This window comes from Geitlerinema sp. PCC 9228, from assembly GCF_001870905.1.
Classification (GTDB): domain Bacteria; phylum Cyanobacteriota; class Cyanobacteriia; order Cyanobacteriales; family PCC-9228; genus PCC-9228.
On the sequence record NZ_LNDC01000133.1, the window covers coordinates 26,221 to 52,806 of the forward strand.

Consider the following 26,586-nt stretch of genomic DNA (forward strand, 5'->3'; position numbering starts at 1 on the left):
TAACCGGTAAGGGATCGTTTCCCGCTATCGGCAATGACTATTCTTCTTCCCCCGCGGAACCATTTTGCTCGGCGTCTTTGGTATCTTCATCAATTTGAATCAAATGGATATGCTTGTAGCCAAGCTTAATGATAAATTCATCTCCTGGTTTTAAACCCATTTCCTCGGTGTAGGTAGAACCAATGACAATTTGTCCGTTTCTATGGACGCTCACCCGATAGGTGGGTTCTCTGCCCCGACCATCTTTACTTTTTTCCGGACTTAAGGGAATACCGCGCGCTGCTAGAACGGCATCGTAAAACTCTGTTAGGTTGACCCGTATTTCACCATTTTTTGTAGGCGTATAGTATCCGCAGAGTTTGGCCGTTTCTCGTCGGGGCATGGAGGAAAGTTCTTTTACTTTTTGAAGCAGTGCTTTTCCTGTAAGTTTTGTACTGGGAAGGTCGCTCATCGCTAGCAAAATGTCCTTTCGGTATCTACGCCAATCAAGATTTTTCGTGCCAAAATATTGGCTCTATTAAAAATATATCCTTAGATCGCTCCTTTGTAACCAAAAAATTTCCAAAATTTTATTATTGATTTTTTTGGGTGCTTTTGCTTGGCAGTCCCCACCCGTGTCAAAAGCGGGAATACCTAGGGAAATCTTTGTATAGAAAAACGGGGCTGTCAAGGGGGAAAAGGGAAATCGACCTTTTCGGGAAGTGTCCAGATAAACTCTAAAAATTTTGGGCAATTGGCTATTAACTTGCTAGAGGGGGCAGAAGGGGAGCGATTTTCTCTGGTTGAACCGAACGCCTAATTAATGCCATCACAGCGGCAGATAGCATTGCCCGGGTCAATTTCCCAGGTGGAAATCGAGGGGGAGAAATCAGTTCAAATAACAGATTTATTCCTTTTTCGAGGATGATGGCGAGGAGACAATCGCCTCAAGCTGGCGTTTGATTTTTCGCAGGGTTTGATAAAGTTCTGGCAGGCGTTTGTAGATTGCAGAGGCTTTCAACCACAATTGGTTTTCAATGGCGGGATAGCCAGATACCACTTGATGGGGAGCAATATTTTGATGGATGCCGGTTTTGGCAGAAGCGATCGCGCCATCGCCAATTTTTACCCGATTGGCCACACCCACTTGACCGGCTAAAGTCACGTCATTTCCCACGGTCACGCCTCCTGCCAAGCCTACTTGAGAAACCAAAATACAATTGGCACCTAACTGACAGCCGTGGCCAACTTGCACCAAGTTATCGATTTTTGTATTTTGACCAACGCGCGTTTCTCCAACTGCCGGCCTGTCTATTGTACTACCGGCACCCACTTCCACACCATCTTCCAAAACCACATATCCTGACTGTTCCATTTTCCACCACCCGGACTCCGTACGCACGAAGCCAAATCCTTCCGAACCGATGACGCTGTTGCTATGAATGGTACAGTTGTTACCAATTTGGGTGCGTTCGTGAATGGTGCAATTGGCATGGAGGATGGTACCGTCGCCAATGGTCACCCCAGGATAAATCACCACGTTGGGATAAACACACACATTATCCCCAATGAGGGTATCTTCCAAAATGACTGCATTGGCCCCCACATAAACTTGCTGCCCCAGTTGAGCTTGGGAGGAAATGGTGGCGGTGGCGTGAATGCCCAATTGTGGCTGGTAGGGCTGATAAAAAATCGCGATCGCCCGGGCAAACAGCAACCGCGGTTGTGAAGTCGCCACCCACGCCAATCCCCGTTGGGTCGCCCTTTGCTGCAGGACTTCGTTTTCCGGCAAAATGGCGGCACTGGCAGTAGTTAGTTCCAAAAATTCGGCGAATGCCTCTCCTTCCACGTAACTCAGGGTTTGGGGTGGGGCACTGTCAATGGGGGCCACCCCTACAATCTCTGGATTGTCGGCGATATGGATCGGGCAGTTGCCATCGCTAATTTGCGCTACCAATTCTTGAAATTTCATAAAGCTTCCTTGCTGGTTCCCTTGCTCGCCACATGCGGACAATGATACAACCTTACTCGATAACTGCTCAGTTCCGGCCAGCGTTGTTCGTCTTCCACGCAGCCCCGTTCTTCTAGCACCACCGGCGCGTGAAAGTCAATTGCCCAGACATCCAGAGGTGGGCTCAATTGGGCGACGGTTTCTTGCAGCACCACCGCCGGGTCGTTGCCTGCTTCTAGGGGTTGGGCTTTGTGGGCGAGGAGAAATTGCGGCGATCGCTGCTGGAAAATTGGAGAAGATGAAAACGGCTGCTGGCGAAACGTCCACGCCAGTCCCATCAGCCTGCCCGTCTGACCGTGGTGCTTGTGGGTACTGGCAATCAGGATAGGGGCTTGGGAATGCTGTTGGATGGCTTGTGCTAGTAATCGGGTGCGGTGGTGTTGCAGGTAGCCCCAATCGCCTACTGTGGTTGCACTGCCTAGGCATCCTGCGATTAAGAAAGCCAGAGCGATGCTATACTTTCCCTTGTGCCACCAAGCAGCTAAACTCATGCCGATCGCAGCGATCGCAGCAGGGAAAAAGATAAAGGCAAACCGCGGTGCCAAGGTCACATCTTTTTGAAATCCATAGGTGAGGATAGCAAAGCAAATCGCCGCCGCCAGCAGGTAAGCAAGCAACCAGCGCACTGGCTGCCATTGCTGGTTGGAGGCGTGTAACAGCAACCGAATGCCCCGATACAGCTGCCAAAGTGCCCACAAGAAAAAGACCAACAGAACAATTCCGGCAACGACCACCACAGGAATTGGGAGCGTGGCTGGGTCTACAGGCAAAAGGGCGAACATGGTTACCAGCCATAGCAACAACCGCAACACTGGTTCCAAACTTAAGGAATATCCGTGGGAAACCCAACCGGTGAGGCGGCTGCCAGCAAAGGATTGCCATAGGGGCAACCAAGCCAAGGTGGTGGCAAGGCTACCGGCGGCGGCAGCATAGATGGGATACCAGACGCTTTGGGTGAGGGGAGGCAGTTCCGATGGGGAAGGGGAAGTTCGCTGCTGTTGCCAGCTACGAAGGCTGAGAAGACCCAAAGCGATCGCTTGCGCAGCCAAAACCAGGGTAAAGAAATAGTGAACGGCAACCCCAAGACCGTTGGTGGCGACCCATGCCAGTACGTAGAGCAGGGGTAGGCGTTGTCGTTGGTGGAGGTGGCGGAGGGCAACCAGAAAAATCCCCACCGAAGCGATCGCTACGAGAATCGCCAACGTATAGTGACGGGCTTCTCTAGAAAGAAAAATCCCAAAAGGCGAAACCGCCATCACCGCCGCTGCCAAATGAGCCCCCACGGTGGATCGAAACATCGAGCGTACCAAAAAAAAGATAGCCGCGATCGCGACCACCCCAAACCCAGCAGCCAGCGATCGAGCCGCCGTTACCGACACCAACTCCCCCTGGGAAGAAAACCAACCCAACCACCAGTGCGACAGCATAAAATACACCGGTGGATGGGTACTTTCTGCCAACAAATGGGCTACCACATCCCCAATTCCCGTTTTACTGGCAACCCGTACAGGCTGCAGCAGCATTTCCCCCGAAATCGCCCGATCCAGAGGTACCTCTAAAAAACTATTGCCCAGACTATAAACCAGCGTGGCAAACTCATCCGTCCATGGTGGTTCCATACCCAGGCGCAACCAGCGAAACCCACTTCCCAAAATCAACCACCCCAGCAACAACAAGGGATGAAACCAGCGAGAGCGACCGATCGATCCGTCCATGCCTGCTTTCCTTTAAAGCGTCTTTAAAATTGTGCGGCTACCGTTCTTTGGTATGAAACCACAAAATCTACCCCGGAATCTACCAACCGATGAATTCGTCCTGAAAGCTTGCATGGCAAGCCATCCAGGCAAATACCAGCCCAGCTACCTACATTGGTACGGAGAAAATAACCGCTGGCAATGGGTACTTACGTCACGCCACGTAGGTATAAATCCATGCTCGTTTTTTTGTTCGTTTTATAAAGATTGTGCAAAGCCATTTTGTGAGCGTTTACACTCCCTGTAATGTCCCGTATAATTATGGTCAGATACAGCAAAAAAACGTACATAACTTCAGTAAATTCACTGAGCAACTGTATCCTATTTGGCAAACCACCAACGACATAGGAAGACTTTTTTGTCTGTGTCAGAGGATTGGTAAAGCTGGGGGGAACCCCCCTGCAAAGATAAGGGGCATCTAAAATAAAGGCGTTCGTAGGGGAAACTGAAATATTTCTTTCTATTGTTGGTTTCCCTGAAAAAGAACACCATGGTTTATTTATCCGAACAAATAGAAAAACTAGGGGAAAACACGTACCAACTGAAATAGAGTTGGCGAGCATGGATTTGCAGTAGGGGATCGAAGCAACAAACAAAGGGGTTTACCTATTTGAGATACACCGCACATCACACATCAACCTTTGAGGAGATCCAGACCATGAACGCAACCCGCAATTTCTTCAACCCCACGAACAACATGCTTGTAGCGACCGGTATCGCCACCGCTCTAGCTGGCGGTATGTTGGTTGGCGCACAACCTGCCTCTGCAGCCACAGTGACTTTCGGTGAATCCGCAGATAAGCCCAGCGATGAAAATTCCTTGCAACAACGTCTGGACGATTTGACTGTATTCGGTGGTATCGATACCGACAACGATCAAACGGGCATTGAGAAATTCACTAATCCCGACATTGGTGACGACGATAGCGCCCTCCTCATGCTAGAAGTTGCTGGCTGGGCTGATGGCAATAAATTTGGGATTTACGACGCTAAAGACAAGAACAACCGGCAAGTCATTTTTGAAGGTAACGACCAGCCAAAAGCCATTGCCTCTGTTGATTACAGTAGTTTCAGCAAGTTCGGTTTCTTCCTTGAATCTAAGAAAGATGGCACCTTCTACACCCAATCCTCCCTCAATCCTGATAAATCGCAACAAGCTGTTGTCTATGAAGGGGATGGCGAAACCAAGTTTCAAGATGAATTTGGCGGTATTTTTGAAGAAGATGAATTCATCATCGCTTTTGAGGATGTTTTGCGCACAGGCGATCGCCCCTACAACGACAGCGACTTTAACGACATGGTGGTGAAAGTTGGTTCTGTAGCAGCAGTTCCCGAACCCTCTGCCGTAGCAGGTTTGGGCGTCGTTGGTGGTCTGATGGCTTTTGCCCGTCGTCGCCGTCAGTAAATTCACGGTTAGCCCAGCTACGCTACCAACAACAGCGACAAAATTAGCATTAAAGAAAGCCAGGAGGCGGTTTTTGTTACCGTACTTCCTGGATTTTTTTTTGGCGATGGACAAAATTGACTACTCCCCGCACTAAAGCAACGGGGATTCCCCGGAGGGATTTGGCGAACTGCCGCAAGACGGACTCTTAGGCGAAGTCAAAGACGCCTCTCTGGGTGGCCTGAAGGTTTCCCTTTACTTTTTGTCGCCGTTCGCAGCTTCCATCACCATGCCAGTTAGGTACGCTCATCACCCTCCCATTGCTGCAACTCGGCACCGCCATGCGATATCGCGCTTTCGGTTGCCGGGGTCTCTCCGTGCTAAGGCGAATCGTCACGTAGATGGATCGACTCTACTAAGTCACCTCAATTATATCACTGCGGCTAAAGCCGCCGAGTGGCTTTTGGACCCCATGCTAAAGCAGCGGGGCTACCAAGCTCCCGATCTTTTTACGTGTCGAGAAGATATAGCAGAAAACAGGCAAATCGATCGAACCAGGGTGGATCTGGAAAGGTTCTTTTTTAAAGCATCTTTAAATTTTACTAGCCGCACTTTATTAGATACGCAATCGAAACACCGATATAGGAGCAAACCCCCCTGACAATTGGGCATTTCGGTCTTGAAAAAATTTATTTTTGTATAACAATATATCATTTTACCCTGGTAGCTTTTCAAACTTCAAATTTCCCAACAGCTCTGTTTTTAATCATTTTCTATATTTATCTTCGCGAAAATCTTATGCAAGCCTATACAGATCCAGTCAAAGTAGATGCCAACCCATAGGATATAAAGATCGTACAAAGCGACCCGCTACGTGTTTACACTCCCTCTAGGTCTCCGTACAATTAACGACTAGATGCACGGAAGAGGTGCATGCTTCCAGGAAAGTTACTGAAACATAGATTGGTTGAACTTTCCACAAAGACAGCAACCTTTAAAAGTTTTTTCTGATTTTTGCCTGGCTCTTGCAGGTAAAGAACCGTCAAAGTATGGTCATATTTCATGAATCTTTTTCCCGCACACACGATCCAGGGCTTCTCTACTTTGTCCAGCCGTATAGGGAACTTAAAGAAGCATGAAACCACAGAAAAACTAGCAATTTAAAGTATAAAGTAGGGGCTCAAGGATCGAAAATCAGGAGTTTGCCGGTTGCATGCAAACTTTGAACGAACTTTATTGATTGGTAAAAACTATGACTACAATGCGCAACTCTTTCAAAATCGCGAATAAAATGCTTCTAACCATGGGGGCTACCGTTATCGCTGGCGGTATGTTGGCTGGAACTCAGCCTGCTTCTGCAGCTACTATAAAACCTGGACCTCCTGTTTCTGGGAACGAGTCTTTGCAAGAAGAGCTTGACAATTTGGCCGGCGACGGTAACATTGATGCAGTGGACGACCAAACTGGATATGAGGTATTTACTACGACCTCCACAGGTGCCTCAGCAGTTCTAGCGTTTGAAAATTCGGCTTTGGCCAATGATGAAGAGTTTGGTATTTACAAACCGGGAAGTACTGACCCAGACGATCGGGTAACCTTGATAGATAACACTTTAGGTCCTACGAGTGATATTGTTCCCGGCGATGGCTTACAGGGCTTTCACTTGGCACCTGATGGTAACGGGAATATTGATGTAGTTGATGATGATGGCAATCTGGTCAATGGCGATCCAGATGCTGAGAATTTCAACAGCACTGACTTTGGTTTCTTCCTTAATCAAACTGGTACTTACTTCGATAATACATTCTATTCAGAAGCTAGCCTCAATCCAGGTGGCAAGCAGCAGTCGCTAATCTATCAAGGAAACGAACATGGTAACACCGAGCTCGATGTGCCTGGTTTACTAAACAATAGGACTTTTGAAGATACTGATATGATTGTTTCTTTTGAGGATAGTGAATTTATTGACGACAATTTCAACGACATGGGAGTTGTGGTTAGCGACGTGGAACCAGTTCCCGAACCCTCTGCCATGGCAGCTTTAGGCTTAGTTGGTAGTGTCATAGCATTGGCTCGTCGCCGCCGTCAATAAAGGCAAAACTGCCTGCTGAACTCATATATATGGCTATTTAAGTAAAGAAGCCAGGAAGGTATAGAAAGAGTACCAATTCCTGGCTTTTTTTAGGATTTTTGGGCTAGGATGGCGATCGCGATTCGCGCTATAATACGATCGCTGTTTGACCGCATCCCATAGCGGCCACCAACCTGCAATCGATGAGCAACGCACGACAAATTGCTTTCCTCGCTTTACGGGATACTTATAAAAAAAGCTTGTACGCCGACGTGGCTTTGCATCGATGGTTGGAAAAGCAAGGGCAAAATTTATCAACCGCCGATCGCCGTTTGGCTACAGAATTGGTATACGGATGCGTGCGATCGCAACGAACCCTTGATGCCCTCATCGACGCTTTTGCCACCAAACCCGCCAGCCAACAACCCCTCAACCAACGCCTCATTTTGCACTTGGGATTGTACCAAATTCAATATCTTTCCCGCATTCCCCCCTCCGCTGCTGTTAATACCACTGTGGAACTAGCGAAAAAGAACGGTTTGGGCGGTTTAAAAGGATTTATCAATGGTTTGCTGCGGCAGTATCTCCGTCAAGCCGATACCGGTACGCTACCCGCTTTTTGCTATCTCCAAAAGGGCGAACTTGATACCGTTGCCTATCTCGGTACCGCCTATAGCTTCCCCGATTGGATCGTCAACAACTGGGTGGAACAACTGGGTGCAGCAGAAGCAGAAAAACTCTGTGCTTGGATGAACCAGTCTCCGAGCATAGATTTGCGCGTTAATCCTCAGAAAGCTACCCTCGAACAAGTACAGCAAGCCCTACAAACCAAAGAAATTCCCGCACAGCGCGTTACTATAGCTAGCGGCGATCGCCAATTTTTCCTCCCCCAAGCCTTGCGCTTGCAAGGAAGTATTGGAGCAATTCAAGCACTGCCGGGCTATTCAGAAGGTTGGTGGAGTGTACAAGACAGTAGCGCCCAGTTGGTAACGCATTTGCTAAACCCGCAACCTGGGGAAACTGTTGTGGATGCCTGTGCACCTCCTGGGGGCAAAACCGGTCATATTGCCGAGTTAATAGGCGATCGCGGTACGGTTTGGGCAATTGTAAAACCAGAAACCAAACACCGGCAACCGGGATACGGCAGCCAACGGAGCAAACGCTTGCAAGAGAACTTAGAACGCTTACAAGTGCGATCGGTAAAAATTGAATTGGGGGATAGCCGCAACTTGCCTCAGTTCCAAAACCAAGCCCATCGGGTTTTGGTGGATGCGCCTTGTTCTGGATTGGGAACCTTACACCGACGCGTAGATGCCCGTTGGCGGCAGCAACCGGGAAATATTCCCGAACTCGCACAACTACAATCAGAAATTTTAACCCATGCAGCTACTTGGGTGAAACCAGGGGGGGTTTTGGTGTACGCCACCTGTACGGTTCATCCCTTGGAAAATGAAAGTGTTCTCGAAACTTTTCTTGCCCATCATCCCCAATGGGAAATTTTGCCGCCGGATGCCAGTTCGCCATTGTTTCCTTTGTTGGTTGATGGTAAATGGATGAAGGTATTTCCCCACCGCCATCACATGGATGGATTTTTTATGGCGAGATTGCAAAAAAAAGCTTCCGGTTACAATAAATTTCGATCGGAAGCGATCGCTCATTTCGACTTTTTGGGGAATTCTAACCGTAAGCCAAAATAGGGGAATATTCATGTTGTTTGCTAGAACGCTCGTGGCAGTTGGTTTGCTACTGAGTACCCATTCCCTTGCTGCCACAGCTATACCTACTCAACCTGCCGCTAGCGAAGCCACCTCTACCGTTATAGAAGGGATCTATTTGCCCAATAACGCTGCTATTCGGGAAAATGTCTGTCGCCACATTCCGGTGGGGTATGGCATTCCCGGCTTTCAACCTGGTACTCACAGAAAACTGGTACGGAAAATGTTTGGTGTCCCCGCGATTGTTGCCCCAGGATACTGGCAAAATACAACAGCTTGGGTTTACCATCTAATGCCCGATCGTGTGAGCGTTGGATTTCTCTTCGACCGTCATTCTCACTTACTGCAGCAAACCGAAGCTTCTTTTACCACCGAACAAGTTGAGCCTCGCTTGGCTTTGGAAACCCTCAATAGCATGTTAGGTTGTCAGTTAAACGCAGAAATCACACAGGGCTTCTATCAAGTTTGGCAAGGGAAGCAACAACAGTATTCTTTTACATTAAATAGCTATCAAGGGATTATACAGTGGGAAAGTAGCGATCGCGTTTATATTGGTATTTGGCAGCAAGGATTGCATTAGGGATGGGGAGCTGGCAAAATTGGCTGTCAAACGTAAAATCCAACTGAAAACCAACCACTGCGATCGCGGTTCCCTACCTGAGGATTCTATCTAATTAAAACAAAAATTTGGCAGACGAGATCTGCACGATTGCGAGCCAAAACTTAACTTGTAGAAACCCCCTCCGTAATTTCCCTTATTAAACAGGACAGTTCAAGTTTTATTGGTGGTTCATCTATTTGGGAGTTAGTCTAGCAGCCCTGTGCCATTTTTGAGAAAGATTTTCAATCGCAACCGGGATTCGGTCATTTCGAGCCAGCTTGATAGATACCAGTTGGGGTTGGGAAATACAAAGTGAGGAGTTTGCGGCTGTTTGCTTGCCGTCGAAGGCTAGAGACAGACCAGCAGATTCTGCAAAAAGATTCCATCGAAGCGCCACCCAAGACCGCTATTGCCAAAGTAGGAATCAACTTTTCCTTTTCTTTTCTCGCTTTTCGAGGGATAGCCGTTTGGCAAAACCGACAAATCGGCTTCCTATTTCGATGGAAAATTCAATATCCTTTCATTGAAAAGGAAACAAACGTACGCATAAAAATCTTGTGAAGCGTCGCTATATTTTTATTAAAACATTACAAACTAACCTGTCTCCTTTGGAAAAGTCATATTATAATTTTATTCAAACTTTCATCGTGCCAATATACCGCTCAATCCATCGAATTCAGGGATCCACATCTAGCCATGACACAATATCAAGCGCAATCTACCACTGCTTTGCCAGAAGCGATCGCGCGCTACACGCAAGCCCTAGAAGCTCTAGAAGCAGACACTTCCAAGCCATCGCCACCCACAGTTTTAGAAGTCTTGCTTGCCCGCGACGAAGTGAAAAATGCCTTAGAAGATACGGACAAAGCAGATCCTCAAGACGTAAATACCATTATTCAACTGGACCAACGCCTGCAAAAACAAGCCAAAGTCATTTCCCGTCGCGGCGACCTACCCAACTGGCGCAACTCCCTCAAACCCGACGAATCGTCCTGGTGGTGGTTTTTCCAAACAGTCAAAAAAGTCAACCAATGGGATCGGTTGGACTGGTTGTGGAACCTCCTAACAGCGGGCAGTTTAGCCGTTACCGCCAGTTTATTCATTACCATTTTCCAAGCACTCTCCGTAGGAGGTGGGGTCACTTGGCAGCAATCCTTTGCCGGTATCGCCCAAGGTACGGGATTGTTGGTGATCGCCCAAAGCAGTTTAACCTCGAAAGGACAAGAGCGCGTCAAAGCATTTTTGCGCAACACCGGCATTCCCGACTATTTGTACAGCGAGGTATTGTTTGGTGCTTCGGCGTTGCTTTTGTTGGTTTCCTACGTAGTGTACGATCAACTGCCAGAGCGACTCCTCAAACAAGGTAAGGAATACCAGAATAACGGCAACCTCTCCCAAGCCGAAACGCGGTACTTGCAAGCTCTCAACTTAGACCCAGAAAACTCCGATATCAATTTATCTTTGGGAGAAGTATACGAATCGCTGGGTTCTTTAGATCAAGCATTAAGCCAATATCGAGTTGCCGCTTTAGAAGGCACGCCAAAAGCCCTCAACAATATGGGGCACGTTTATCTGCATCGCTACAACCCCGTCAAACGTCGCAACACGCCTATTGTCGCCGAGACTTTCTTACGTTTGGGATTGCAACGGGCATCCCTGGAAGTAGAAAACCAAGAAGACAGTCAAAAGCAAGAAAACAAAGCAGAAAAATTGCAAACCAAATATCTACTCCAGCAAAACTTGGGTTGGTCGCTGTTGATGCAAAAAGAGTACGACGAAGCCGAAAAATACCTGGAAGCGTCTAGGGATACCTACGACGAAATCTTGGATAGCGAACCAAATAGCCCAGGCAAAGAAGTTAAAGAAGAAGAAAAAATTGCCATGGCTTCCGAGTGCTTGCTAACGCAGGTCTATCAGATTCAACAACGTTCTACTGACGAAATTAACAGCATGTATCAAGCTTGCCTCGATCGCAGTTTGCCCCAATCTGTAGACCAGTATAAATGGTTGATGAGCGTGGGCGAGCGCCGTCTGGCCGATTGCATCAACACGAGCAAAGTAGTGAAGTTTCCAGGTTTGGATGAGTCCGAGCAAGGTGCTGGTGGGTTCAAGCCAGCAGAAAGCTGTAGCAGCGAATTTATTACCACACCGCCAAAAATCACCAATACAGAAGATGTGGAGAAATTACGGGTGCAGCTGTACGACAAGATCCACCGAGAGTGGACCGAACGACCCAATTTCACGCAACAACTTGACTATCAAGTAACCGTAAACTCCGACGGAACGCTGGTTGGCTACAAACCCCTGGGTGCGCTGGAACGGAAATTTTTGCTGCAAACGCCGTTGCCGAAAATAGCCAAACTAGGCAGTAACGATCGAGCCGTCACCCAATTTCAAGTGTCTTTTAAACCCAACTGGACCCACAACGTGTCTGCCATAGCAACATCAGCCCAATAATCGGGAATCGCTGCTGGACATAGATACAATGAGAAAGGATTGGTACTTTTTGGTATCGGTCCTAACTGTTCGCGATCGCTAAAATTTTGCATGAGTGTAACGCTGCATACTTCCAAAACCGCACCACAGCTGAACTTTCCCACAGTTCGCCGGCTAGACAATGGCTTGACGGTAGTTGCCGAACAGCTGCCGGTAGAAGCGGTCAACCTTAGCCTGTGGCTGCAGGTGGGATCGGCGGTAGAACCCGACTCGATCAATGGTATGGCCCATTTTCTCGAACACATGATTTTCAAGGGAACGCCGCGCCTTGCTGGGGGTGAATTCGAGCGTTTGGTGGAAGAGCGCGGTGCCATCACCAACGCCGCCACCAGCCAAGACTACACCCACTATTACATTACAACTGCCCCCGCCGACTTTCGCGATTTGGGGCCGTTGCAAACTGAAGTCATCTTAAATGCCAGCATTCCCGATGCGGCTTTTGAACCGGAACGCAATGTAGTTCTCGAAGAAATTCGCCGCTCTCAAGATAACCCGCAACGGCGTCTCTACCAGCAAATGGCACAAATGGCGTTTCCCAGCCTCCCCTACCGACGTCCTATCCTCGGACCTGCGGAAGTGGTCGCCAATTTGACCCCCCAGCAAATGCGCGATTTCCACCGACAGTGGTACCATCCCCAAGCGATAACTGCAGTGGCGGTGGGCAATTTACCAGTGGAAAAACTCATTGATACCGTTCTTGCAGGATTTTCCCAGGTGGAACCACCGACAACCGCTCCGCCAAATAATCCCGATTGCCCCTCAGAAGCACCATTTACGCAAATCGAGCGTCAAGAACTTACTGACAGCAGCTTGCAGCAGGCGCGTATGGTGATGCTTTGGCGAGTTCCAGGATTAAATCGGATTTCCCAAACCTATGCTTTGGACGTGCTGGCGTCGATTTTAGGGCAAGGAAGGACTTCCAGGCTGGTGCAAAGTTTGCGCGAACAACAAGGGTTGGTTTCGCGGGTGGTGGCAGGCAATCTCAGCCATCGCCATCAGGGGATGTTTTATATTTCTGCCCAGTTGCCTCCGGAAAACTTGGCGGCGGCGGAAGCGGAAATCGACCGGCATTTGCGGCAGTTGCAGCAAGAGTTGGTTTCCCCCTCAGAAATGGCGCGGGTGCGTACCCAGGTGGCTAACCGCTATATTTTTGGGAACGAAACGCCCAGCGATCGCGCTAATATGTACGGGTACTATCAGTCGCAGTTAGAGGATTTGTCTCTGGCTTTTGACTATCCCAGCTGCATTCAGTCTTTACAAGCGGAAGATTTGCAAAAGGCTGCCCAACAGTATCTTTCCCCGCAAGCTTATGGTATGGTAATTTTGCGTCCAGCTTAAAACGGCGGCAATGGGCGATCGCGATGGTGGCTACAACTGCAACTGGTTATGGCTGTGCGATCGTCCGTTGTTGTTATTTTTTTTGCTTTGTTGGTTGTTTTGTTTGATTGTTAGCGATTGAGCGTGCGGTACATGGTATTAGCTGAGTCCATCAAGCCGTTAAATATTTTGGTGGTTTCTGTGGCGGTTTTGTTTCTCGTTTGGATGGGAATCGATTTGATTTATTGGTTTTACCGCCGCTGGCGACGCCCCAATTCTGCCAAGCCAACCCCAGACTTGTCCCAACCACTGATTCGCGAGTCCGCACAACTTTGCGAACGATTGGCGAATTTAGACCAACAAATGTTTCAAGAATCTTTACATGTTAAAGACCCCAAATCTTGGGAACAATTTAACGCACAAAGGAGCCGCATTCGCGAAGTTTACCGCAAAGCCTACCAGCGTTTTCAACGCCGTTGCCGTCAAAGTAGCCGTTAATTTCTGTGGAGAAAAAAAGTTTTTAATGGCACCTACCTGGCAAGATCGAAAAATATGGTGGCTCGCGCGTATAAAAAATACAAAACCTTCAATATGTAGCAGATTTTCAAAAGCGATCGCTTCTGCCAGGCATTCAACCACCAAAGGCCCTGCCAGCCAGGAAACCAACGAAACCGCTGCTGTTTTCGGTGTGGCTAACCCACCCAAAATGCCCAGATATATACAGGGCATAGACGTTAAAATTGATGACTGGCTGTGATTTCCATCAAAGCAACGCTAAAGATCCTTTGGTACACTGAGGGGTGTTCCCCAACAAAGGATAAAAAGCAATCGTTAACGTTATGACTCAAATTTTAGACTCTCTTTCCGTTGCACCGGAACGAAAAATCCTTTGCGGTTATAAAAACCAAACCAATAGCGTTCAAATTGTTCGGATTGCCAACGTTCCGGAATGGTATTTTGAGCGAGTTGTGTTTCCGGGAGAATTTCTCATGTTTCATGCCCTACCGGAAGCTAGTTTAGAAGTTCACAGCAATTCTACCGCTAGTGCTGTTCTCAGCGATCGCATTCCTTGCGAAAAACTAGAAATTGCTGAGGAAGATAGCCAACAGCAGGCTTCGAACTTCAACTAAACCATTGGTAACCAGAAAACAAAACAGTTTTTCTTAGTAGGCTTGATGGAGCGACCAAGATTGTCGGTAGTATAGTAGCAGGGATTGAGTTATGTATGTCCCCGGTAAACCAAACGTAAAGTCCTAACCAGACAATTTTTACGACTTGATGGGCATACATAATTCAGCTACCGCGATCGCATTTTTCCATGAAGCCTACTTTACCTAAAAATTGCTATCTACGTCGGGCCCATGCTGGCGATCTGGCCAGCATTTTCAAATTGGTATTGTTTGCCAAACTAGACCCAACGCAAATTCGCTGGCAGCAATTTTGGGTCATCGAACATCAAAACACCGTTATCGCCTGCGGCCAGCTGCGAAACTTTACCAACGCACAGGAATTGGGAAGTGTGGTTGTGGACCCCCAATGGCGCCATTGCGGTTTGGGAACCTATCTTTGCCGGCATTTAATCCAACAAGCCACCCAACCTCTCTATTTAGAATGTTTGGGCAAACAGCTAGCTACATTTTATAAAAATTTAGGATTTCTCCCGGTTACCTGGTGGGAGTTGCCGCCATCTTTGAAACCCAAATTTGGTTTGTCCGTTTTGGGACGACAACTGCTAGGCATTCCGGTAGAAATTATGAAATATTCCCCGCCTCGTTCCTAATCGAGAAACCACGCCAACCGTTCGAGCGTCTCCTACAATAGAACTTCGAGCAAGATGGGCTTGGATATCGATAGCAGCCGATTATAGATGGTTATTGAGGGAAAATCAACTATGTGGGGTAGGTGGGTTTTAGGAATTGGTAGCATCACCGCTATTTCGGTGGTTCCTGCTTTGGTGGAACCGCCAATCGCGATCGCCGAACGTCAAACCGATTATACACCAGGAGAATTTCGGTCAGCTTTGTACGGCTTGGGATACAATATCCCGCAAGTGGGGGGAACCTTAAGCGACCCCATGACCGAACAGGCCATTCGCAGTTTTCAACGCCAGCAACAACTTCCCGTTGACGGTAAAGCCAATCCACGAACCCAAAATGCTTTAGCCGAAATTATTATCAACCTGCAAAAAGATTTAAACGCCGTTTTGCAACCAGAACAGCGGTTGCCGGAAAATCAATTTTACGGACCTTTGACCGAAGAATTGGTACGAGAATTTCAACGGCGGTACAATCTACCCGTTACGGGAATGGCCACGCCAGAAGTGCGTATTTTGTTAGAAGGGAAAGCCACCCCCAGCGGCAATCGCGATCGCGTACGTTCGATTGGGGCCAGTATTCCCGGCGACAGACAAGCCATTGCATCCCGGGGAGTTTTGTATGCCAACGTAGAGCAATTTCGCCAGGTTTTGATTGGTTTGGGATACGACATTCCCGAACGCGGATCCTTGAATGACGACGCCACCCAAATAGCGATTCGCAACTTGCAGCGAGAATACGAACTTAACGTTACCGGAACCCCCAACGCAGCTACCCAACGCAAAGCAGCAGAAGTCATCAAAAACCTGCAAAACAATTTAAACCTGGTGGTAGCACCGCAGCCGTCTTTACCCCTGAATCAATTTTATACCGATCGAGTCGCCGCGGCAGTCCGACAATTTCAGCGACAAAACAACCTGCCAACAACAGGCATTGCCACCCTGCAAGTACGCCGGCGGTTGGATCGGGTAGCTAGGAATTGTTCGCGAAATCAAACCTGTCCGGGGGGGAGATGATGGTATCCTGGGGAGGCAGGGTTGCTATCTCGCTTGTGCAAAGCATAGGCAGAAAATTTTTGCTTTAAGTATTTTTACTCTTTTTGGTAGCAAATCTCAAAAAATCGGAAAAATCAACTTAAAATCGAGGGAAGATCGTCCATCGGTGAGCAAAGAACTATGCAACAACTTCTCCATCCCTTAGTTAATAGTTATAAATACTTATGGAACTTACGGCGCATGCTACTGGCGGTGGTAACTGGTCTGGCAGCCATGCAGTTGGTGATATTTCCAGCCGCGGCTACGGGAACTTACGATTTTCCCGCACTTAGCAATGTGGCAAAAAATACTTGGATATTTGATAAAGCAGATGTTCTCAGCCGTTTAAACCAACAAAAACTGCAAAAACAGCTTTCCGAAGTGGCCGAGACCACAGGAACCGAAGTACGGTTGGTGACGTTGCGGGGATTGGATTACGACGAAACGGCAACCAGTTTTACCCAAAATCTGTTTGAGAAATGGTTTCCCAATCCCGAAGATGGACAAAATCAAGTGTTGCTGGTGTTGGATACCCTCACCAACAATACCGCCATTGAGACTGGCGAACAGGTGGAATCCGTCCTCTCTGACGAAATTGCCGAAAGCATAGCTTCCGAGACCATGATGGTGCCGATTCGCGATGGCAACAAGTACAATCAGGCGTTTTTGGATGCCACCTCGCGCTTGGCCGCGGTTTTATCGGGAGAACCCGATCCGGGAGCACCGCAGTTAGAAGAAGATATACAAGTGGCGGGAACCTTTACCTCGGCGGAAGAAACCGATATACAGGGGTCCACGTGGCTGGTAATTGGGTTGCTAATCGCGGCGACCATTATCCCCATGGCTACGTACTATCTCTACATTCGCTAGATCAAAAAACTTGCAACAAAACGCAACAAACATGGGAAGATTTTCTAATCTAGGGAGATGGGGATGTTGGCTGGTCCCCATCCCGGATGGTTTCTCGAGCGGGGGTTAGGCAAGTTTTTGGGCTTGGATCGTCTGCAAGCTACCAAAAGCGTGGAAACGGCGATCGCGCAGGTGAAATCCTATATTGGCCAGAACTTCTGGTATATTCTCCTGTAGCATTTGCCAAGCCGTTTCCGTTTCAAACAACCACATAAACAGTGCCAATCCCGGCCACAAAACCGGCGTTGCTGGAGAATGAAAATCCAGCATGGTAAAGATGCCGCCTGGTGCCAACACCCGATAAACCTCTTGGAAAATTTGGCGTCGTTGTTTGGGGGTCATTTCATGCATGGCGACGCAGGTGTGAACCACATCGAAGCGATCGCTTGTAAAGGGCAATTCTTCGGCAAACCCTTCCACATATGTAGCTTCTGGTACTTGTTTTTGGGCGCGTTGGATAGATAATGGCGAAGCATCCAACCCCACCACATCCTGGGATTTGCGCACTAGCCATCGCGTTGACTGACCGGCACCGCAGCACAGATCCAAAACCCGGGTTTGCGGAGAAATCTCCACCCCCTGCAGCGGTAAACGCCGAAAACGGCCTTCGCCGCCAACACTTACAGCAGCGAGGCGGGAGATGGTATCGTAGAGCCATTGGTGTTGGTAACTCCAATCCCTTAAAATAGTTGCCACCACTTCCTCCCAATTTACTTGGTTTCAATTCTCCATCCTACCGATAGGTGGTTAACCCATCTTATTGTTAAAATCAGTAAAGAAAATGAAAATTTAACAAAATTGGAATTGCTATGAGCCGCGTTGGAGTTTTACTACTAAATCTAGGCGGGCCAGAACGGCTTGAGGACGTTCGCCCTTTTCTATTTAACTTGTTTTCCGACCCGGAAATCATCCGCTTGCCTTTTCGCTGGATGCAAACCCCGCTGGCGGCTATGATTTCCACCATGAGGGCTAGCAAATCCCAAAACAACTACCGCGAAATTGGCGGTGGTTCTCCCTTGCGTCGCATTACCGAAGAACAGGCGATCGCTTTAGAAAAACAGTTACAAAAACAAGGATACGACGCGCGGGTGTACATTGGCATGCGCTATTGGAATCCTTATACCGAAGAAGCGATCGCCCAAATCAAACGCGATGGCATCGAACAGCTGGCTGTGTTGCCCTTGTACCCGCAATTTTCTATCAGTACCAGCGGTTCTAGCTTTCGCCTTTTAGAAAAATTGTGGCACGAAGACGCAACCCTTGACAAAATTGACTATACCCTCATTCCCTCCTGGTACCATCGGGATGGCTACTTGCAAGCCATGGCCCAATTAATCGGCCAAGAACTGGATAAATTCCCCAATCCCGACAACGTTCACGTCTTCTTTAGCGCCCACGGCGTTCCCGTCAGCTACGTAGAAGAAGCCGGCGACCCCTACCAAAAGGAAATTGAGGATTGCGCCGCGCGGATTATGCAAACCCTCAACCGTCCCAACGACTATACCCTAGCGTACCAAAGCCGGGTAGGTCCGGTGGATTGGCTGCAACCCTACACCGAAGATGCTTTGGTAGACTTGGCGAAAAAAGGCGTTCGGGATATGGTAGTGGTTCCCATTAGTTTTGTCTCCGAACACATCGAAACCCTCCAGGAAATCGATATTGAGTATCGGGAAGTAGCCGAATCCGCCGGCATTGAAAACTTCCATCGGGTACCGGCTTTGAATACCCATCCCACCTTCATTCAAGACTTGGCGGACTTGACCGTGGAATCCCTCAACTCGCCCCGGATTCACTTTGAACAAGTACGCCAGCCCCAGAAGAAGGTTAAAATGTACCCACAAGAACGCTGGGAATGGGGACTAACGCCCACGGCGGAAGTATGGAACGGACGCTTAGCCATGCTGGGTATCTTAATGTTAACCATTGAATTGCTAAGCGGCAACGGACCGCTGCATTTTGTGGGCTTACTCTGACTTCTTTATGATGGGATTTGAAGGTTTGGTTTGACGGGGAAGACAAAAGCTGTTTTCCCCGCAAACAGCCCACTTGACCCTGTGGTGGAGGAGTCCTATCCCATCAAAACCCCTTGCAACACCGTTACCGCTTGACCGCTGATATACGTTCTTTCTCCCTGCCAGCGCAATTTCACCACGCCTCCCCTGGCAGAAGCTTGATAGGCAACGAACTCCGATTTTTGCAAGCGATCGCCCCAAAAAGGTGCTAGGGTACAAAAAGCCGATCCTGTCACCGGGTCTTCGTCAATGCCCACCGCCGGCGCAAAAAAGCGACAAAGAAAATCATATTCTTGCGAACTGGCCGCACTCGTCACAATCAACCCCCGCATGGGCAACTGCCGCAACAAAGCCATTCTGGGCTTCAACTGGCGCAAAATCGCTTCCGAGTCCACCTCTACCAAATAATCCGAACGATTTTTCCAAACCGACTGCGGCACCGTTCCCAACGCATCGGAAAGACCCGAGGGGGCAGGCACCGCATCGGCATAGGTCGTGGGAAAATTTAGCTCGATCCACCCTTCTTTGCGAACAGCAGTTAGAGAACCGCTGCGGGTTTGAAACCGGGCTACTTCTTCCGGATGTAAATAATTAAAACTCCAAAGAACGTGGGCGCTGGCTAGCGTGGCGTGACCGCACAAGTCTACTTCCGAAGTCGGCGTAAACCAACGCAAGCGATATTCATTCCCATCCGTCTCCGGATACAAAAAAGCCGTTTCCGAGAGATTCATTTCCCGGGCAACCTGCTGCATCCAGTCTTCCCTAGCGCTAGATGACAATACACAGACGGCGGCTGGATTTCCCGAAAACGGCTGCTTGGTAAATGCATCCACTTGAAAAATAGGAAATTGGGCAAATTCGCTGCCTTCATTTTGGGCGAACATGGCTTTTTACTCCCAGCGGCCACTCGCTAACAGTTTACCACCCAGGGCATGGACTTTTTTCGGATCCATATAATACGCCCAAACTTTGCCCAAAGAGGTTTTATCGAGCTGAAAAACTTCAATTTCCTGACGATTGTAGGCATTTTTCGCCGGATCGCGATTGGGGTCGTAATCTTCCAACTCATCGATTTTCGGCAAAATACTGTCGTCAGGGAACGCTAAAATCACCCCACGGACCCAACCCGCCTCTGGAGTCATCGCCGGATAGCCGAGACTGGGCAAATGGTACAATTTTCCCCGAGCGATCGCGGTCGTGGTAGATTGGACGCGCCCACGACACAAACGATGGTAGTTATGCTTGCCCGGCTTAAGCGTACCGTAAACAAAAACTCTCAGCATTGATTTCTAATTGATAGATGCTATTATTTCCATCCTATCTATCCTACTGAAGCGGCGCATATATGCCAAAATATTTTTGAGGTGAATAGGAGCAACAGGAGCGACTTCCGTGGAATCGAGATACAATCCCACATCCATCGAGCAAAAATGGCAGAAAACCTGGGACGAACAGGACGCCCATCGAACCCCTGACGACCCCAGCAAGCCGAAATTCTACGCCCTCTCCATGTTTCCCTATCCCTCTGGAAACCTGCACATGGGGCACGTACGCAACTATACCATCACCGACGTAATTGCTCGTTTTCGGCGGATGCAGGGATATCGCGTCCTCCATCCCATGGGGTGGGATGCGTTTGGATTGCCAGCGGAAAACGCCGCCATCGACCGTGGCATCCATCCCGCCCAGTGGACCTATCAAAATATCGCCCAGATGAAAGAACAACTCAAAGGTCTGGGCATCTCCATCGATTGGAACCGGGAAGTAGCTACCTGTTCTCCCGACTACTACCGCTGGACCCAATGGATTTTCCTACAATTTTTCCAAGCTGGTTTAGCCTATCAAAAAGAAGCTGCGGTTAACTGGGATCCCGTTGACCAAACCGTTTTAGCCAACGAACAAGTAGACAGCGAAGGACGTTCTTGGCGTTCCGGGGCCCTGGTAGAAAGAAAGCTATTGCGCCAGTGGTTTCTCAAAATTACCGAATACGCCGACCAGTTGCTAGAAGACCTGCAAAAACTCGACGGCTGGCCGGAACGGGTACGCTTGATGCAGGAAAATTGGATCGGCCAGTCTGTAGGTGCGTATTTAGAATTTCCGGTAGCGGGCATATCGGAGAAAATTGGCGTTTTCACCACCCGACCGGATACCGTGTATGGGGTGACCTATTTGGTTTTGGCACCGGAACATCCCCTAACACCAAAAGTTACCACAAGCGATCGCCGGGAAGCTGTAGAGAAATTCATCCAAGAAGTATCCTCAGAAAGCGAAATCGAACGAACCGCCGAAGACAAACCCAAACGCGGGGTTCTTACTGGCGGCAAAGCCATCCATCCGTTTACCGAAACCGAAATTCCCATTTTAATCGCCGATTACGTCTTGTACGAATACGGAACCGGCGCTGTGATGGGGGTTCCCGCCCACGACGAACGGGATTTCCAGTTTGCCCAACAAAATCAGTTGCCCATCCAAATGGTCATCGCGCCAGAATCGCAACCGGAGACGCAAGAGTTGCAACAGGCTTACACCGAACCGGGCATTATGGTCAACTCCGGTTCCTTTAGCGGCATGGCTTCGGAAGAGGGCAAACAGGCGATTGTAGACTACGCCGAAAAACACGGTATTGGCAGCGCCCGCATTCAGTATCGCTTGCGAGATTGGTTGATTTCCCGGCAGCGGTATTGGGGGGTTCCCATTCCCACGATTCACTGCCCCGAATGCGGTACGGTTCCGGTTCCTGAAGACCAGCTACCGGTGGAACTGCCGGAAGATGTGGAATTTAGCGGTCGCGGACCGTCGCCGTTAGCTAGGCTATCTTCTTGGATCAATGTATCTTGCCCCCAATGCGGCGCTGATGCCCAACGGGAAACCGATACCATGGATACGTTTATTGATTCTTCCTGGTATTTCTTGCGCTATGCCGACCCGCAAAACGAGAACAAACCGTTTGACCCGGCAGCAGCCAACGATTGGATGCCGGTAGACCAGTACGTGGGTGGTATCGAACACGCGATTTTGCACTTGCTGTATTCGCGGTTTTTTACCAAGGTATTGCGCGATCGCGGTTTGGTCAATTGCGACGAACCGTTCCAACGCTTGCTGACTCAGGGTATGGTGCAAGCGATCGCTTATAAAAATCCTACCACCGGCAAATACATTCCCCCCAGCGAAGTGGATACGGAAAATCCCCAAGACCCGCAAACCGGCGAACAATTGCAGGTCTTGTATGAAAAAATGTCCAAATCCAAATACAACGGCGTAGACCCGCTGGAGGTATTGGAAACCTACGGTGCCGATACTGCCCGCATGTTTATTCTATTTAAAGCGCCGCCAGCCAAGGATTTGGAATGGGATGATGCGGATGTGGAAGGACAGTTCCGCTTTTTGAACCGGGTCTGGCGTTTGGTATCGGAGTTTGCCCATTCCGGTTACGATACTACAGCGAAAGTCGATCCGGCTGCTTTGGAAAAACCAGAAAAAGACCTGCGGCGGGCGGTTCACAATGCCATCAAAGCCATTACCGAAGATATTGAGGCAGATTACCAGTTTAATACGGCGATTTCCGAGTTGATGAAGCTCAACAATGCCCTCGCCGATGCCCAATGCCAGGATTCCCCAGCCTATGCAGAAGGAATTCGGACGTTGGTGTTGTTGCTAGCGCCGTTTGCCCCGCATATTAGCGAGGAACTCTGGCATCAGCTAGGGTATACTGGGTCGGTTCACCACCAAGAATGGCCGCAATACGACCCGGATGCGTTGGTGGCGGAAGAAATCACGTTGGTGATTCAAATTATGGGCAAAACCCGGGGCAAAATTCAGGTACCGGCGGATGCGGACCGCGATGCGTTGGAACGCTATGCTAGGAAATCGGATATTGCGCAAAAATATATAGGCGATCGCGAAATTAAAAAGGTGATTGTCGTACCTGGTAAATTGGTGAATTTCGTGGTTCCCAAATAGAAGCAGGGTGGGGATCCTTCCCACCCTACCACGTATTGACACTCTCATGAATAGAATTCGTGAGATTCTCGCTTCGTTGGGTAAACAGGAAACTTAACCATCCATACCCAGCAATTTACGCTTGGCTGCCTGGAATTCTTCTTCGCTAAGCAACCCCTCCTTCTTCATTTCTGCTAGTTTTTGTAATTCTTCCATATTGCCCTTGCTACTCCCTTGGGCATTGCTATCGGCTGGTGGGGGCGCTGGGGTGGCTGACCCGTTGCTGGTGGAAACCATTTCTAAATCGGGTTCCGGCACTGGCGTGGCTGCAGTTGGGCTTGGCTGACTGGAAGCTGGTTCTGCTGCTGGCGTAGATGCTTCGGGAGATTGGGTAGGTAACTTCCAATCTTGGATGGTTGTACGGATAATATCGCGTTCGCGTTTGTATTCTTTGCTGTCTTCCCCTCCCTGTTTGTCTAGTTCGCCAGCAAGTTGTTTTAAGTAGTCCATAAACTGTTGGTACAAAGCATGTTTCTGGGCTGGCGTTTCGGCTGCCTCCCGTTTTGCTTGGACTTGACTGTCAATTTCCTCGCGGTCGGGACGGCAAGCTGGTACCTCCAAAACTTGAATCGCTTCTTCCCAACTGGAAGCCAGGTCAACATTTTCCGTTCCCACTTCTGTTTGGCGCGTATAGCGAATATTGCGCTCTTGAGTGGCACGATTTTCTTCTTCTCGCAAGACACCAAGCGCCCGGGCAAGGACAATCAGTTTAAAGATATTGGGGTCTTCGGGGAAAATATCCCAAAAGGGTGCCTCTTTTTGCATGTGAACGGGAATGGGCAAATCTTTGCTTTCTCCCCGCAACTGGGCGCGTTTGGCGATGATGGTTTCCCCTTTCCAGTCTTGATAGGAACGGCGCAGTTCTTTCATGCCGTCGATACAACGTAGGGAAAACCCCCCCATTTCTTGGACAAAAACCAGGCGGTGGCGTTCGTTGTCTCCCAAGGGTTTGATGTCGTCTTCTTTGATGCCTTCCAGTTCTCCCAGCAGGGGCAGTACTTTTTGGGCGGCAGGATCGCCGGTATTGCGACCTCCCCGCAGGGCAACGTTGGTGTTGTAAGATGGGTTGAAGTTGGCGTCTTTTCCTTTGAGGACGGATTCGGAAAGGACAATCAGGGGTTTGGATTTGTTGTAAGCCACCCGCAGTTGGTTCACAACTTCTTCTTCGTCGTTGTAAGCTTTGAACAAGCGATCGCAAGCGGCTAGTTCGGTTTTCAGCTTGCTGCTTTCGGGACTGTTTTGAATCACTTTATAGGTTCGTTCGGAAACAATTTCCCGCCAGTCGCTTTCTTTGACCTCGGGAATGGAAATAATATCGAACAGGCGCATGACTTCGTCGGCGGCGCGGTTGTCTTTCCACAGGGGACTGGCTTGTTGGAGAATTTCTTCGGACATGGTGGTACAAATTTTGTCCATGCCGATTTCAAAGGTGGTTTTGCTGCCTTGGGTTTCCCCGGCTAGCTGTTCGATGACATTTTGGTACAGATCGTTGAGTTCTTGGCGATCGTACAGTTTTAAACCGTTAATGAGCAAGGCATCGGCGCTTTCGGCTTCTTTCCTAGATTGGTCGTTAAAATGGTCCCTTGCCTGAATCAGCCTTTGCTGGTATTGATTGAGTTGGCGTTCCAAGACTGTCAAGTGTTCCTGCAGGCGGTCGATAACTTCTACGCCTAATGCCCTGGCTTTGCGCTGTATAATGGCAATTAAGGTTCCTTCTAAATTTCCTAAAGCTGACTCGCAATATTCTTCCATTTTGGCTTGTTTGGAAATGCCAAATTTATCCCGAAACTCAACAATATCTTGGATACTTTGTTCGTATTGCTTTTGACAGGCTGATTCGTTGGGTTCCCAAATTTTTTCCTGTTCGCGGCGGAATTTTTCGCTGGTATCGTCAAAGATTTGCCGGGCGGTGGTAATAAATTCGGCAGCAAATTTTGGTCCTCGCTGGCGGTCTTCGATGATGCTGTATAGTTCTTCTTCTAGGGCTTGGCGACCGCGTTGGATAATTTCGTTGCGGTTGCTGTACATGCGCTTGAGGTAATCCCCATGCTGCCGTTCGTCGGTACTCAGTTCGCGAAAGTGTTCCCGGCGATATTCTTCCACTTTGGGGTTGAGATATTCATCTAGAAACCGCATGATGTTGCCGGTTTCCGACCCCATGACTTTGACGCCTTGTTGCTTGCACTCCAGCCAATTGTCGTTGGCGATTTCGTTGCGCAAGCTGTTCACCCATTCGGAAATGATGGCAATATAAGAGCGATCGCCGCCAGCGGATAAATCAGCTAGCAGTTCTGCCTGGGTGAGGCGTTTGGGTTTGAGAATGTCCCCGCGAACGACTTCTAGCATTTGCGGCGGTAAAATGGCGGATTCGTTCAGCCACCAAGCTGCTAGGTCTTTGGCTAAACGATTTGAGAGGGAAGCCCGAATTTGCGCCACGGGAATTTCAATGGTAGACAGCCCAAAACTCATAAAGTTTTTGGGATATCCCCTACCACCGGGGTCGGCTTGCGCAAAGGCCCCTTTAATGTTATCGCGAATGGAGCGTTTGTGAGGGGCAAATTCAGAAGTCAGGTCGAGAAAGATGTTTTGAGCCATCATTTCTCGGATTTGTTCCAAACTAAAATCGCTTTCCCCGTTTTTGGTTCCTACCAAATAGGTAAAGTCGAAGGGTGGTTTTTGACTGCGTACTTCGTTGCTTTGACCTTCGCTAAATTGAAATGCATATTCGGTACGATGGTCGCAAAAGTAACTTAATTCCATTAAAGCAGCGTAACCGTTGGCCAAAACGCGATCGCCAGCACTAATTCCCGAAAAAGCCGTTGGCATGGGCATAATTCCCGTCACCAGAGGCGATCCTTCTCCTTGTATCCAATGGCGGATACAGTAAGCCATATCGATTAACATGCCGCTGCCAGTACCGCCAGAAAGGGAACCCGTCACAAAAATATTAATTTGATTGGTTTTTACCTTGACGCCGTACCGATCCAGCATGGAGTTTTCTTTCCCTTTCACTCGCTTGACGGCATCCAGAAATTTTTTCCGAATGGCATCGTAGTTACAGAAAAAAGCAAACCGCCCGCAAGCGCGAATTTGACCGGCACCAGCTTCCAAACCGCCGATATTGCGTTCTAGTTCTTTGGGAAACCAGCTTTCAATCCATGGATAGTTTCCCATATTGCACACCATATCCTCGACTTGGCGGCCGCTGACTGTGGCAAAATGTTTCTCCGTATCTTTAAAAGGACTGCCACCGGCTTCGGGATTGCTAATTTTATAATCTTTATCTGTATCTACGACCAAAAAGCTTAAAACGGGGAAATTTCTCAAACTGCCGTAACTTTCTTCGGCGAGACGACGCACCCGCGAGAGGACTTCCGCACCGGTTCCGCCAATACCTACTAATATGGTAGGAACCATTGTTTTTGCTTCTACTTCCGCAGCCATGGCAAATCTCCTTTTGTTTTTTGTAACGACATGCTCAATCCCTAAA

Annotated in this window: 20 protein-coding genes; 13 read left to right on the top strand and 7 right to left on the bottom strand. The window is 48.8% G+C overall.

Annotated features, from left to right (window positions below; all coding sequences use genetic code 11):
* Positions 1-37: 37 nt before the first annotated feature.
* The 3 genes from AS151_RS14250 to AS151_RS14265 all read right to left on the bottom strand — a co-directional run bounded on the left by AS151_RS14250 (position 38) and on the right by AS151_RS14265 (position 3,705).
* Positions 38-451, bottom strand: a complete 414-nt coding sequence (locus AS151_RS14250) for an AbrB family transcriptional regulator (RefSeq protein WP_071517727.1) — start codon at positions 449-451, stop codon at positions 38-40.
* 435 nt (positions 452-886) lie between these two features.
* Entirely contained in the window at positions 887-1,951 is a 1,065-nt protein-coding gene (gene lpxD / locus AS151_RS14260; protein WP_071517729.1) for a UDP-3-O-(3-hydroxymyristoyl)glucosamine N-acyltransferase, read from the bottom strand.
* Positions 1,948-3,705, bottom strand: coding sequence for a hypothetical protein (locus AS151_RS14265; protein ID WP_071517730.1), 1,758 nt, complete (start codon positions 3,703-3,705; stop codon positions 1,948-1,950). Before AS151_RS14265 ends, lpxD begins: the two co-directional genes overlap by 4 nt.
* A 697-nt stretch (positions 3,706-4,402) precedes the next feature.
* On the opposite strand from AS151_RS14265, the gene AS151_RS14270 reads away from it, so the two are divergent.
* From AS151_RS14270 to AS151_RS14330, 11 genes are all read left to right on the top strand, one after another.
* Positions 4,403-5,149, top strand: a complete 747-nt coding sequence (locus AS151_RS14270; RefSeq protein WP_071517731.1) for a DUF4114 domain-containing protein — start codon at positions 4,403-4,405, stop codon at positions 5,147-5,149.
* Positions 5,150-6,380: 1,231 nt separating this feature from the next.
* Positions 6,381-7,220 (top strand): PEP-CTERM sorting domain-containing protein, encoded by an 840-nt coding sequence (locus AS151_RS14275; protein ID WP_071517732.1) that lies wholly within the window; start codon positions 6,381-6,383, stop codon positions 7,218-7,220.
* Between the two features lie 182 nt (positions 7,221-7,402).
* The gene (locus AS151_RS14280; RefSeq protein ID WP_071517733.1) at positions 7,403-8,896 is read left to right on the top strand and encodes a 16S rRNA (cytosine(967)-C(5))-methyltransferase; all 1,494 of its coding nucleotides are present in this window, start codon (positions 7,403-7,405) and stop codon (positions 8,894-8,896) included.
* 31 nt (positions 8,897-8,927) lie between these two features.
* A complete protein-coding gene (locus AS151_RS14285) occupies positions 8,928-9,494 on the top strand; it encodes a hypothetical protein (RefSeq protein ID WP_244533024.1) in 567 nt (188 codons plus the stop codon).
* Positions 9,495-10,211: 717 nt separating this feature from the next.
* Positions 10,212-11,972: a tetratricopeptide repeat protein gene (locus tag AS151_RS14295; protein ID WP_071517735.1), complete on the top strand. Its 1,761-nt coding sequence runs from the start codon at positions 10,212-10,214 to the stop codon at positions 11,970-11,972.
* Positions 11,973-12,062: 90 nt separating this feature from the next.
* Positions 12,063-13,349 (top strand): pitrilysin family protein, encoded by a 1,287-nt coding sequence (locus tag AS151_RS14300; protein WP_071517736.1) that lies wholly within the window; start codon positions 12,063-12,065, stop codon positions 13,347-13,349.
* 132 nt (positions 13,350-13,481) lie between these two features.
* Complete coding sequence (locus tag AS151_RS14305; RefSeq protein WP_071517737.1) at positions 13,482-13,826, top strand: hypothetical protein; 345 nt, start codon at positions 13,482-13,484, stop codon at positions 13,824-13,826.
* Between the two features lie 341 nt (positions 13,827-14,167).
* Positions 14,168-14,458: a DUF1830 domain-containing protein gene (locus AS151_RS14315; RefSeq protein WP_071517739.1), complete on the top strand. Its 291-nt coding sequence runs from the start codon at positions 14,168-14,170 to the stop codon at positions 14,456-14,458.
* Between the two features lie 188 nt (positions 14,459-14,646).
* Positions 14,647-15,108, top strand: a complete 462-nt coding sequence (locus AS151_RS14320) for a GNAT family N-acetyltransferase (protein ID WP_071517740.1) — start codon at positions 14,647-14,649, stop codon at positions 15,106-15,108.
* Between the two features lie 111 nt (positions 15,109-15,219).
* Positions 15,220-16,158 (top strand): peptidoglycan-binding protein, encoded by a 939-nt coding sequence (locus AS151_RS14325; protein WP_071517741.1) that lies wholly within the window; start codon positions 15,220-15,222, stop codon positions 16,156-16,158.
* Between the two features lie 159 nt (positions 16,159-16,317).
* The gene (locus tag AS151_RS14330; protein ID WP_071517742.1) at positions 16,318-17,046 is read left to right on the top strand and encodes a TPM domain-containing protein; all 729 of its coding nucleotides are present in this window, start codon (positions 16,318-16,320) and stop codon (positions 17,044-17,046) included.
* 105 nt (positions 17,047-17,151) lie between these two features.
* On the opposite strand, the gene AS151_RS14335 is transcribed toward AS151_RS14330, so the two are convergent.
* Positions 17,152-17,781 (bottom strand): methyltransferase domain-containing protein, encoded by a 630-nt coding sequence (locus AS151_RS14335; RefSeq protein WP_071517743.1) that lies wholly within the window; start codon positions 17,779-17,781, stop codon positions 17,152-17,154.
* A gap of 113 nt (positions 17,782-17,894) precedes the next feature.
* Here AS151_RS14335 and hemH point away from each other — a divergent pair, with 113 nt between their 5' ends.
* Complete coding sequence (gene hemH / locus AS151_RS14340) at positions 17,895-19,058, top strand: ferrochelatase (protein WP_071517744.1); 1,164 nt, start codon at positions 17,895-17,897, stop codon at positions 19,056-19,058.
* Positions 19,059-19,153: 95 nt separating this feature from the next.
* Here hemH and AS151_RS14345 read toward each other — a convergent pair whose 3' ends face one another.
* Both AS151_RS14345 and AS151_RS14350 read right to left on the bottom strand, forming a co-directional pair.
* Positions 19,154-19,981: a PhzF family phenazine biosynthesis protein gene (locus tag AS151_RS14345; protein WP_071517745.1), complete on the bottom strand. Its 828-nt coding sequence runs from the start codon at positions 19,979-19,981 to the stop codon at positions 19,154-19,156.
* Between the two features lie 6 nt (positions 19,982-19,987).
* On the bottom strand, positions 19,988-20,380 hold the full coding sequence (locus AS151_RS14350) for a gamma-glutamylcyclotransferase family protein (protein WP_244533025.1): 393 nt from the start codon (positions 20,378-20,380) through the stop codon (positions 19,988-19,990).
* 109 nt (positions 20,381-20,489) lie between these two features.
* Between AS151_RS14350 and leuS the strand changes: the two genes are divergently transcribed.
* Entirely contained in the window at positions 20,490-23,057 is a 2,568-nt protein-coding gene (gene leuS / locus AS151_RS14355) for a leucine--tRNA ligase (RefSeq protein ID WP_071517746.1), read from the top strand.
* 93 nt (positions 23,058-23,150) lie between these two features.
* Here the strand turns inward: leuS and AS151_RS14360 are convergent, their stop codons facing one another.
* Complete coding sequence (locus tag AS151_RS14360; protein ID WP_071517747.1) at positions 23,151-26,540, bottom strand: tubulin-like doman-containing protein; 3,390 nt, start codon at positions 26,538-26,540, stop codon at positions 23,151-23,153.
* Positions 26,541-26,586 lie beyond the last annotated feature (46 nt).